General features: G+C 63.9%; 9 protein-coding genes and 1 pseudogene. 6 read left to right on the top strand and 4 right to left on the bottom strand.

All coding sequences use genetic code 11. From position 1 onward, the window contains the following. Window positions 1–40: 40 nt before the first annotated feature. Entirely contained in the window at window positions 41–1,552 is a 1,512-nt protein-coding gene (locus ATB1_RS13335; protein ID WP_042664365.1) for a twin-arginine translocation signal domain-containing protein, read from the top strand. A 138-nt stretch (window positions 1,553–1,690) separates the two neighbouring features. Here ATB1_RS13335 and ATB1_RS23410 read toward each other — a convergent pair. After that, window positions 1,691–1,912 (bottom strand): annotated as a pseudogene (locus tag ATB1_RS23410) (helix-turn-helix domain-containing protein); the annotation flags it as partial. On the opposite strand from ATB1_RS23410, the gene ATB1_RS23405 reads away from it, so the two are divergent. The 5 genes from ATB1_RS23405 to ATB1_RS13315 all read left to right on the top strand — a co-directional run bounded on the left by ATB1_RS23405 (window position 1,895) and on the right by ATB1_RS13315 (window position 6,492). After that, complete coding sequence (locus ATB1_RS23405; RefSeq protein ID WP_241768233.1) at window positions 1,895–2,098, top strand: hypothetical protein; 204 nt, start codon at window positions 1,895–1,897, stop codon at window positions 2,096–2,098. The pseudogene ATB1_RS23410 and the gene ATB1_RS23405 overlap by 18 nt on opposite strands. A gap of 348 nt (window positions 2,099–2,446) precedes the next feature. Next, window positions 2,447–3,478 (top strand): glycosyltransferase family 2 protein, encoded by a 1,032-nt coding sequence (locus ATB1_RS13325; protein WP_042664364.1) that lies wholly within the window; start codon window positions 2,447–2,449, stop codon window positions 3,476–3,478. 105 nt (window positions 3,479–3,583) lie between these two features. Beyond that, window positions 3,584–3,892 carry a hypothetical protein gene (locus ATB1_RS23400; RefSeq protein WP_241768232.1) on the top strand — a complete coding sequence of 103 codons (309 nt, stop codon included), beginning with the start codon at window positions 3,584–3,586 and terminating at the stop codon, window positions 3,890–3,892. Next, a complete protein-coding gene (locus tag ATB1_RS13320; protein WP_241768231.1) occupies window positions 3,892–5,211 on the top strand; it encodes a right-handed parallel beta-helix repeat-containing protein in 1,320 nt (439 codons plus the stop codon). Before ATB1_RS23400 ends, ATB1_RS13320 begins: the two co-directional genes overlap by 1 nt. Window positions 5,212–5,271: 60 nt before the next feature. Then, window positions 5,272–6,492: a glycosyltransferase gene (locus ATB1_RS13315; protein ID WP_042664362.1), complete on the top strand. Its 1,221-nt coding sequence runs from the start codon at window positions 5,272–5,274 to the stop codon at window positions 6,490–6,492. 305 nt (window positions 6,493–6,797) lie between these two features. Here ATB1_RS13315 and ATB1_RS23395 read toward each other — a convergent pair whose 3' ends face one another. The 3 genes from ATB1_RS23395 to ATB1_RS13300 all read right to left on the bottom strand — a co-directional run bounded on the left by ATB1_RS23395 (window position 6,798) and on the right by ATB1_RS13300 (window position 10,943). Continuing rightward, window positions 6,798–7,085: a hypothetical protein gene (locus tag ATB1_RS23395; protein WP_241768230.1), complete on the bottom strand. Its 288-nt coding sequence runs from the start codon at window positions 7,083–7,085 to the stop codon at window positions 6,798–6,800. Between the two features lie 1,199 nt (window positions 7,086–8,284). Continuing rightward, window positions 8,285–9,802, bottom strand: a complete 1,518-nt coding sequence (locus ATB1_RS23390) for a lipopolysaccharide biosynthesis protein (RefSeq protein ID WP_241768229.1) — start codon at window positions 9,800–9,802, stop codon at window positions 8,285–8,287. 130 nt (window positions 9,803–9,932) lie between these two features. Further along, a complete protein-coding gene (locus tag ATB1_RS13300) occupies window positions 9,933–10,943 on the bottom strand; it encodes a hypothetical protein (RefSeq protein ID WP_042664378.1) in 1,011 nt (336 codons plus the stop codon). Window positions 10,944–10,999: the final 56 nt, after the last annotated feature.

Below are 10,999 nucleotides of genomic sequence, written 5' to 3'. Positions count from 1 at the left end.
CTAAAAATACTCATTAGACAGAGGCAGAGACGTTCTCTCGATGCGGAATCAAGGCGCAGAAGAGCGCAGGAGGACAGTCTCTCGGAGACAGGTACTGAAGGGTATCGGCGGGGCGGCCGCGGCGGTCTCGTTCGCCGGGACGGCATCAGCCGACGACGACTGGTACAACGTCGTCGACGAGGGAGCCGATCCGACCGGTGGAGAGTCTATCAACCCGATCTTAGACGACATCCAGTGCGACGACGGGACGGTTCTGTATTTTCCGGAGGGCGAGTATCTCATGGGCGACTCGTTCCGTCACGTCGATTTCCGCGGGTTCGAACTGCGGGGAGATAACGCGACTATCGTCCCGGCCGCCGACTACGACGGCAGGTGGCTGTTCAAGTTGGGGACGTTCGAGCAACCGGGGGAAGACCTCGTCGTCGAGGGCTTCGAGTTCGACTTCACCGACGACGACACGGGACTTCGCGTCGTCCAAGCGCAGGTCAGAGACGACCTCCTCGCGCGGAACCTCTCCGTCGTCGGCCAACACGACAGCGGGAAGTACGGCCCGTTCGCGTTCGACGTCACCAGTTCGTCGGGCATCGGGACGCTCCAGAACATCAGGATTCCCGACGGCGGCGAGTTCTCGGACAACACGCCGGGCGACATCGACGTGGGGCCCACGGGAATCATCGTGTCGCCGTACCACGACGGCAAGCTTTGGGTCCGCGACTGTGAGGTCGGCGCGTGGCCCGACAACGGTCTCTACTGTTCGACCGAGGGCGGCCGCGTCGTCGTCGACGGCGGTGTGTTCAAGAACAGTAATATCGCCAACATCCGGCTCTCGGGCGATTACAGCTCGATTCACGGCGCGACCGTCATCGTGGACGAACGCCGCACTGACGACACGAACCAGCGGGGCATCCGACTCGACGGCGGTGCGTACAACTGGATAGACGACACCGTCGTCCGAATCGACGAGCCGAACGGGCGCGCCATCAGCGTCCAGAACGACGTCGAGTGGGCGCGGATTCAGAACTCGAGCGTCATCGTCAACGGAGACGTGTCGACGAAGGCCGTCACCGTCTCGCCGGGCGCCGGAAAAATCGATATCATCAACACGGACATCGAGTTCAACACCAGCGGCCACGCGCTCGTCGTGGGCGGGCCGAGCAGCGCCGACGCGGACCCGGTCTACATTCTCAAGTCGAGCGTCGGCGGCTCCGGCGACGGGTCGAACGGTCGGCACGCGGTCCGGCTCGAACGAGGGAACTGCACGCTCGACCGCTTCGACGTCGAGCAGACTGGTGGCGACTATCGACGCGCGGTCAAGGTACTCGGCGACGGCAGCACGTTCGTCTGGGGCGACTACGACACGGGCCACATCCCGCTGGTCAACGACGCTGACGGGACGACGTTCCGCGGCATCACCGCCGAGTCGCACGACGGCTACGAAGGAATGAAAGTCATCGACGGGTCGAGCGGCGTCGAAGTCACCGAATCTGTGATTCACAACGGCGTCTGGGAGTACGGCGACGTCGACGTCACGTACGACGGAAACTGGTTCTGAGCCACGGCGGTTTGGCCCCGAGTCCCCGCCGCGACTCACCTCTCTCTGCGGCCGGCTGGAGTCACGGCGACAGCGTCGCTCGATGAGTCGCGAGATGGCCCGGCGAATCCGCTGTGAGACCCCCGACTTGGAGATGCCGAGGATGGCTGCGAGTTCGCCCTGCGAGGACCGCCGTGGGACCTCGAAATAACCGTGTTCGTGGGCGACGAGAAGCGCCTTGCGCTGCCCCGGGAGGAGCGCCGTCTCGGTCCCCACGTCGGTGTCGCGGGCGACGTGGAGGCGCTTTACCCGGAATGAGATATCGTTGTCGTGGTAGTGTTCTTGGACGCGGTGCAGCGTCGAGTGAGCGGGGAGGTGCATCTGGATGGACCACCTGCCGTCTTTGTGTCGAACGGAGATGACCCGAACGCCCATCTCCGTCGAGGACGGGGGAATCAGGCGGACGCCGCTCCCGAAGAGGACGCGAAACCGGTGGTCGGAGCCGACGGAACCGAGGAAATCCGCCTCTATCACGGTCGGGTCGACGACGAGGGACGCCCCGACTGAATCGACGGGACCCTGTTCGACACGACGAACGCGCAGTCCCAGCCAAATCCCTCGGTCGGTTGGAATTCGAGTTCGACCGGCCCCCGGTGTCCCGTGACGAACGACGAGAGAATCAGCCTCGGGTCCTCAAGCGTTATCTCCAAGTATATCGGTCGAGCGTCGTCCCCCCTTCGGTCCTCGTGCATCGCCTGTTGTTCGATAATCGGTACGGGTTATTATGCGGGTGATAAGCGTCTGTAGCCGCGTCTCCGCGGGGTCGCTCCCGAACCTGTCGGCGGGCTGTGAGCAACTACGATACCCATAATAACGACACCGAAACGTCCACAGTTCGGTAGGACTCCGACTACAATGTACAAAGACAACTCAATCGCCGTCGTCGTGCCGGCCTACAACGAAGCGGGTTACGTCGGGGACGTCATCGACACTCTCCCCTCGTTCGTCGACCTGGCCTACGTCGTCGACGACGGGTCGACAGACGGGACGTGGGACGAAATCGTGACGCACGCCGACGCGTTCAACAAGGACCACACCCCCGAAGCGACGGCGTACGACGACGTGGTCGTCCCGATTCAACACGAGGAGAACCGCGGGGTCGGCGGCGCGCTCAAGACCGGTTACCTCCACGCGCTGGAAGACGAAGTCGATATCACGGCCGTCCTCGGCGGCGACGGGCAGATGAACCCCAACGAACTGGCGAAGTATCTCGACCCCATCGCGGAGGGCGACGCCGACTACGCGAAGGGCAACCGATTCATGGAGCAGTCGGACCTCGACGCCATGCCGGGCTATCGACTCGTCGGTAACTCCATCCTCTCGTACCTGACGAAGTTCGCCAGCGGCTACTGGAAGACGATGGACCCGCAGAACGGCTACACCGCGATTTCCCACGAGGCGCTTCGGCAGGCCGACATCGAGAACATGTACGAGTACTACGGCTACTGCAACGACCTGCTCGTCAAACTCAACGCCGAGAACCTTCGGGTCGCGGACATCGCCTGCTCCGCGGAGTACCTGTACGACGACGACTGGAAGAGCCACATCAACTACAGCGAGTACGTCCCCCGCGTCTCGAGCATGCTGCTCCGGAACTACTTCTGGCGGCTGAAAAACAAGTACATGCTCCGCGACTTCCACCCGCTCGCGGCGTTCTACTACCTCGGAACTGTCATCGCGGGCGTCGCGGCCATCGGCCTCATCGGCTCGGGACTGACGGGTGGCGACGGCGACGACAACTCACCCAGCCTCGGCAGTTGGGCAATCGGTCTTCTCTTCGGTATCACGTTCCTGCTTTTCGGCACGGTCCTCGACCACAACGACAACGAAGCGCTCGAAATCCGGGTCGACGACGACACCTACGAGACCGAGGTTCCGAGCGAGTAACCCGAGTCGAATCGGGGGCCGAAGGCCGCCGAAATCCGCAGGCATACTTAAAGGCTGAACATGTGAAGCCGGGAACGTTCGTGAGTATACGACGTTCTCGGTTGTATGAGATTCACGCAATCTGACGATACCGACGCGAATGACTCCCGGGGCCCGAAGCTTACGCGGCGCTCGTATCTCCTCGGAGCCGTCGGCACCCTCGCGGTCGGAAGCTATCTGTCGCACCCCGTCAACAGCGTCGAGGCGAACACGATGAGCGTCGACGTTCCGCAGGCGTACCTCGACCGGTTCTCGAACGTCGTCAACGTCGTCGACGCGGGAGCCGACCCGAAGGGCGTCGAACCCATCGACGACGTGCTCTCGCGGCACGTCGCGGACGACACGCTCCTGGTCTTCCCGGAGGGCGATACCTGATGCACAGGCAACTCCGAAAGACCGGATTCGAGAACCTCGGGTTCTACGGGCCGAACGCGACGCTCACGCACGGCCGAATCGACGCCATCGACAGCAACGTCGTCACCGAGGGCGAGTTCACCGGCGCGGCCCGGTTCTTCCGGCTCGGCGTCATCTACGCCCCAGGCAGAGACCTCCTCTTCGAGGGGTTCACGTTCGATTTCACCGCCCCGCAGACCGGGATTCGGGCCATCGAGGCCTACGTCACGGACGGGCTCGAAGTCCGCGACATCACCATCGCGGGCGAACACGACACCGGAACCCTCGGTCCGGCGCTGTTCAGCGTGACCACGGCCGGTGGGACCGGCACCGTCGAGCGGTTCAGCGCGCCCGACGGCGCGGCGTTCACGAAAGACACCATCGGCGACATCAACCTCGGCCCCACCGGGATACTCATCGACCCGAACAGCGCGGGGACGCTCCGCTTCGTCGACTGCGAACTCGGTCGGTTCCCGGACAACGGGCTGTACGTCTCGGGTTCGAAGGGCGTCGTCCACGTCGAGGGCGGGACGTACAAGAACAGCACCGTCTCCTCGATTCGGCTCAAGGGGTACGGCAGCAGCGTCCGCGGCGCGACGGTCGTCATCGACGAACTCGTCCCCGGCATCAGCCAGCGCGGTATCCGCCTCGACGACGGGGCTGACCTCCGCATCGAAGACACCACCGTCGAAGTCACCGGTTCCGCGGAGAACGCCATTCGCGTCCTCGACGACGCGCAGACCTCGGTCATCAAGAACTGCAGCATCGTCCTCAACGACGACGAGGGCTGTGCGCGCGGCATTCAGGTGACTCCCGGGGCGGGTCGCCTCGAAGTCCTCGACACGACCATCGACATCCACGGGTCGAACTTTGCTATCTACCTTCAGGGACAAAACCTTCCGGAGGACCCGATGGTGCTCGTCAAGAACGTCACCATCACCGGTTCGGCACCCGGCGACGGCCAGCGCGAGGCGATTCGCGTCGAGCGCGCGAACGCCCGGTTCGAGAACCTGACCGTCCACCAACCCGGCGAGAGCTACCGGCGCTGCGCCGAGATTCTCGCGGACGACGCCCTGTTCGTCGGCGGGACCTACGAGGCGACGCACCATCCCTTCATCAACAAGGGCAACCGGACGCGCTTCGACGGCATCACCGCGCGGTCCCTCAGCGGGCGACAAGCCATGAAGCTGTACTCGCAGGGGACCGACGTGGTCGTCATGGACTCGGTACTCTACGGCGGCTACATCGACGGCGGCGCGGAGGGGTTCGTCGTCGACAACACCGAACTGCCACCCGCCTGAGACGAACGGACCTTACCGACCCGATAATCATGGGGGTCGGTACGCAACTGCGGGTAACGCATGGACCACGACCGACTGGCCGATAAGGACCTCCTCGTCGTCTCACACGGCTACAAACACTTCGTCAAGTCGCAGGTCGACGTGCTCGCGGAGTACTTCGATTCCGTTACCGTCTGCGTCAGGTACAACTGGTTCGCCGACGTGGCATCTCGGCTCCCCGTGGGCGGCGGCGAGGGGTTCGGAAGAGACGCCAAAATCGCCACGACGGACGTACCCGACAACGTACACGTCATCGCGACCCCGCTTATGTACCTCCCGGTGGACGCACAGCGCGAGCACCTCCTCGGCCAGCAACACGCCCGAAAAGTCCGTAAGAAACTGGCGGACCATCCCGTCTCGTTCGACCTGATTCACTGCCACATGACGTGGACCTCCGGGTACGTCGGCGCGCGCCTGAAGGAGGAACTCGGCATCCCGTACGTCCTCACCGTCCACGCCAACCGCAACTGGTTCCAAACACAACTCGACTCCGACAACGCCCGGCTGAAGCGAGCGTGGACCGACGCCGACCGGCTCGTTCGCGTCAACCGGCGCGACCGCTCGAAACTGGAGGCCTACAACGACGACGTGGTCCACATCCCCAACGGCTACGACACCGACGTGTTCGAGCGCGTCTCCACCACCGCGGCCCGTGAGCGACTCGGCATCGACGACGACACGCCCGTCGTGTTTGCGCTCGGGACGCTGAAACCACGGAAGGGCTTCCAACACCTGATGCGAGCGATGACGCGAGTCCGCGACTCCGAACCGGAGGCGCGGCTCGTCATCGGCGGGCAGGGCGGCATGCGCGACGAACTCGAATCGCTCGCCGCGGAACTCGGCATCGACGACCGGACCGACCTGCTCGGCTACGTCGAATCCGAGACGCTCAACGACTGGATGAACGCGGCCGACGTGTTCGTCCTCCCGAGCTACAGCGAGAGCTTCGGCGTCGTCCAACTGGAGGCGATGGCCTGCGGGACGCCCGTCGTCGCCACGAAAAACGGTGGGAGCGAAGAGGTCGTCACGAGCGACGACTACGGCTTCCTCGTCGAGGGACCGGAGTCGCACGACGAACTCGCCGACGCCGTCGTCGATGCCCTCCACAAGCAGTGGGACGCGGATGCGATTCAGGCGTACGCGAACGAGTGTACGTGGGAGAACGTCTGCGAGGACATCGCCGACCTCTACGTCGAGGTCCTCGACGAAAACGGAACACAGACCGTCGCGGCCGCGCGGTAACTGCCGGAGAACAGCGGACAACGGCCTTCCTCTCTTCTTTCCATCTCGACCGCCAGCGACTACCGCGGTGACGAACGCAGTCGGCTGTTTCGATTCGGCGACGCGCGCTGTCGAACCGCGGGTCAAGTTCGCTGCAGCGTGGTCGTCCCTTCGGGGACCGACGTCCAGCACCGGTTTCGGGGATTTTCGGACGAGACGAGCGGCGTTTCCGAACACATCGGTCTGTACGCGAGGCGGTAGACGAACCCGTTGTGACGAACGTAGAAACCGGACGGAATCGATAGCTCGTGCTCCGTGCGGTCGTACTACGGGAGCGTCTCCAGCGCGTCCGCGACTGACCGGTACTCGCTTCTATCCAATCGGAAGTCCATCACTCCGCGAGCCTCGTCTTGCGTCACGCGGTCGAGCGCTCGCTGGAGCAACGGTTCGTCGGAGAGACGCTCGTCGGAGGACGGAACGACGTCTGGGGGTTCGGACGACGACACGTGCATCACCGTGAGGACGCCGCCATCGACGCCTTCGAGATTGAGACAGCCACTTAACGCAGAGATGGAACCGAGACTCAGCGTCGCGAGTAATGACCGTCGGTTCACGTTAAGGGAACCAATCTATAGTTAAATTATCATTTCGATTCCCGAATCGCGTCGACCGAGGGACGCGCCGAGTTCGACAGAGTTCTGGAAAAGTGGCCGGTGACTGAGGCCACCAACAGACGCAAGCGACGAGAGAGACGGGACAGCGGCGTTAGACCGCGCTTCGACCGGCGAGCGCCACGATTCCCACGAACAGAACCGAGTGGAACCACGGCGACCCGCCGAGCGGAGACGACTGCAAATCGAACCACTCGGCCGCCGAAAGCGGTTGCGCCATCAGGAGCGTCGACCCGCTGTCGGTCGTGTTCGACGTCGTCGTAGTCTCGGTCGTGGACGTGTCCGTCGTGGTCTCTGTCGTGGACGTGTCCGTCGTGGTCTCGGTCGTCGACGTGTCCGTCGTGTCCGTGGAGGTTGTCGCGGTGTCTGTGGTCGTGGTCGTATTCGTCGTTGTGGTCGTCGTATCTGTGGTCGTTGTCGTCGTGTCTGTGGTTGTCGTCTCAGACGTTGTCGTGGCCGTGTCGGTCGTAGTTGTCGTCTCAGACGTTGTCGTCGTCGTCGTGTCCGTCGTCGTCGGTGACGAGGTGGTCGTCGTCGTCGTGTTGTCCGACGGCGTCTCCGTCGCTGTCGAGGTCGAAGTCGTCGGCGGCGATGAGGTGGTCGTCGAAGCGGTGGTTGCCGTCGAGGTGGTCGTCGTCGTGTTGTTCGTCGGCGTCTCCGTCACTGTCGCCGTCGAGGTGGTCGTCGTGTTGTTCGACGGTGTCTCCGTCGCTGTCGAGGTCGAAGTCGTCGTCTGGTCGACGCTATCATCGCCGTCGTCGTCATCGTCGTCGTCACCGCCCCAGAGCCAGCCCCCGCCGTCGTCCGACTCGGTCGTCGTCGTGTTCGACGGCGGACTGGTCGTGTTCGTCGATGCCGCCGTGTCGGTCGTCCCCGTGCCCGTCTCGGTCGCAGAAGTCGTCGTCACCGGCGTATCGGTCGTCGGCATCGGCGTGTCGGTGACCGGGGTGGTGTTGTTCACCTGCGGTACCGGCGAGTCGCCGTCGACCGAGGGAGCGATGCCGACGCTGGGGACGCCGACGGCGAGTGCGACGCCGGAGAGCGAAAGCAGGACACCGGCGACGAGCAGGACGCGTTGCAGCGTGTTTTTGTGCCGGTCGGCCCAGGATTCGTTGCCCCACGCGGGAGTCCCGGCGTTGGCGCTACCGCCGCCGCGACGGACGCGAATCGCGGTGGCGCGGGAACCAACCGGGTCGGGAAGTGAACTCAGCAGGTCCAGCGCCTCGTCGGCGTCCACGGCCCCGACCACGAACGCCACCGTCACGAAGACGAGGAGGCCGATAGTCGGGACGACGACCAACGCGAGGAGACTGCTCTCGATGGTCATCGAGAGCAGGAAGATGGGGACTCCGGAGATGAACCCCGTCGCGAGCACTCGTACGAGTCGCGCGTCGGAAAACGGCTTGAACCCGAGGTAGCGCGCGCTGGCGAGGTTGAACACCGGGAGCGAGGAGTAGCCGAGTAGTCGTCGCCACGGCGGCCCCGAGAATGCCGTGACGCGGGATGAGAACCACGTTCAAGACGATGTTCAGAACCGCCGCGGCACCGGTCGCCGCGATGAGCGGCTTCATATCGGCCTTCGCGTGGCTGATGGCGAGGATGGGGCGAACGACCGCGAAGCCGATGGTCCCCGGGAGCAGGATGAGAAGCGGCGTGACGACGGGCATCGACCCCGAACCGAGGTACAGCGGGACGAAGTCCTTCGCGAGCGCCGCCAGCCCGAGCGACAGGAGGACGATGACGAGCATCCCGTAGCGGGTGACGCGAGAGGCGATTTCGTTAATCTGGTCGATTCGTTCGTCCGCCCACAGGTCCGAGACAGACTGCACGAGCATCGACTGAATCGAGCGCGGGATGACCCAGAGGAACTGGCTGATGACCAGCGCGGACTTGTAGTAACCGACGCGCGTTTCCGTGACGTGGGACGCAAGCATCAGCACGTCGACGTGGTACATCGACGTGAGAAACAGCATGTAGACCACCGAGAGGTGGTTGAAACTGAACAGCTCCTTCGTCGGAAAGCCGCGCGGCGTCGTGCTGACGATGCCGCGAAGCGAGACGTTCTTACGGACCCACCACAGCGCGAGGAGCGCAACGAGGCTGTTGACGACGATGAGGCCGACCATCAGCCCCCCGATTTCGTACCCGAGGTAGGCGATGCCGATGAGCGCGAGCCGAGTTCCGACCTTGTTGAGCACCCGAAGCGGCTCCGAGAGATGCTCCTGTTTGAGCCCCATCAGGGACCGGCGGGCGTACTCGCGGAACTGCGTCGCGATGGTGAGTCCGGCGAGGCCGTAGAAGCCGACGACGTACTCCGGACCGAGGAACCGGGTGACGACGCCGAACCGCGCGGCGGCGGCGAACGCGAGCGCGGTCAGCACCGCGAGGACCGTCCCGAGGCGGAAGTAGTAGCCGAACACGTGGGTCTGCCAGTCCGAAATCGAGCGGTCTTCGGCGAGGAACTTCCGGGCACCGCTGTTGATGCCGGAACTCATCAAGATAGTCGAGATGCCGAAGACGGCGGTGAGGGTGCCGTAGCGACCGTACAGTTCGAACCCGAGCGTCGTGATGAGAAGCGGCGTGAGCACCACCGAGGACAGCACGATGAAGATTCTCCCCCCGAAGATAGAGAGGAACGCGGTGACCATGTTCCGCTTCATTCACACCACCCGTCTGCGCCGCTCTCGACGGGGCTCCGCGCCGGCGCGACGCGCGGGAACGAACGTCGTATCAGTCGTAGACCGCCTGCTGTTCGGTGATTCGTGTACATAAATAAACGAACGCGGGAGATTAGTCGGAAGACGCTATCTCGATAGAGACCGAGTCGCCGTTCTTGAGGTAGTAGTCGGTCGGGTCGACGGACTCGCCGTTCACGGTGACGGTCGCAGTCGCGTTCTCACCGTCGTACGCGTAGGTCGTCCCGTTGTAGGTGACGTGCTCGTCGGTCATGTTGATGCCGTCGAGCGTCGACATGCCGTAGGCGAGCGTGACGTGCGCGGAGTGCGCGTGCCACGGGTTCGCGTGACCGCCCTCGAAGTGGAAGTGGTCGTTGTGGCCCGCCTGCTGGTACTTGTCGCGGCTGAAGTCGAGCCGTTCACCGTCGACGGTGAAGTCGATAGTTCCGTGGACGTGGAGCTGTTCCGGCGGGATGTACTCGCCGGGGGTAGTGACGTTCGAGTCGTCGGTCACGACGAGCACCCACACCTTGTCGTCCGATTCGAGCGTGTACTCCTCGGGGTCGACCTCGTGGCTGTCGACGCGGTAGATGAGCTTCGTCCCGTTTTCGGACTCCTCGTAGGTCTCACCGTCGTAGGTCAGCGACGACTCGGTGGCGTTGACGTTGGCCGCGTTGAGCGCCGCCGCGAGCGTCGTGCTCTCGTTTGTGTGCCACGAGTCGACGTCACTCATGTGGACCGGCGCGTCCTCGTCGAGGTCCTCCGTGAGGCTCACGCGCTCGCCGGCGACCATAACGGCCATCTGACCGGTGTACGCCGCGTCGACGGACGACTCGTTACTGGCGTTCGTCGTCGAGTCGTGGCTGTGTGAGTCGTGGTCGGAGTCAGAGTCGGAGTCGGAGTCGGAATCCGACGACTCGTTCGTCGCGTCGTCCGAAGACGCCGTGTCGTTGGCGGTCGTCTCAACGTCAGAAGCCGTCATCTCCGTCGTTTCGGCGGTTTCGTTCGCCGTGGCCGTGTCTCCTGCGTCGCCGCCAGCGAATGACGAACAACCCGCTGTCGTCATCAAGAGCGCGACGAGGAGGGCGATACTCGCACGTTTCAGTGTATTGGATGGGATTTCCATCTCGAACTCAAACGAGACATCACGGCCACCCACCGTTATTATCGACTACGTAGCGG

The sequence above is a fragment of the Haloferax sp. ATB1 genome, from assembly GCF_000730175.1.
The sequence above is the reverse complement of the archived record's forward strand: the minus strand, read 5'-3'. Positions and strand labels throughout refer to the sequence as shown.

What these genes read in the sequence shown, in the direction of transcription:
- ATB1_RS13335 (WP_042664365.1), top strand. Translation starts at nt 41, where the DNA reads ATGCGGAATCAAGGCGCAGAAGAGCGCAGGAGGACAGTCTCTCGGAGA.
- ATB1_RS13325 (WP_042664364.1), top strand. Translation starts at nt 2,447, where the DNA reads ATGTACAAAGACAACTCAATCGCCGTCGTCGTGCCGGCCTACAACGAA.
- ATB1_RS23400 (WP_241768232.1), top strand. Translation starts at nt 3,584, where the DNA reads ATGAGATTCACGCAATCTGACGATACCGACGCGAATGACTCCCGGGGC.
- ATB1_RS13320 (WP_241768231.1), top strand. Translation starts at nt 3,892, where the DNA reads ATGCACAGGCAACTCCGAAAGACCGGATTCGAGAACCTCGGGTTCTAC.
- ATB1_RS13315 (WP_042664362.1), top strand. Translation starts at nt 5,272, where the DNA reads ATGGACCACGACCGACTGGCCGATAAGGACCTCCTCGTCGTCTCACAC.
- ATB1_RS23390 (WP_241768229.1), bottom strand. Translation starts at nt 9,802, where the DNA reads ATGAAGCGGAACATGGTCACCGCGTTCCTCTCTATCTTCGGGGGGAGA.
- ATB1_RS13300 (WP_042664378.1), bottom strand. Translation starts at nt 10,943, where the DNA reads ATGGAAATCCCATCCAATACACTGAAACGTGCGAGTATCGCCCTCCTC.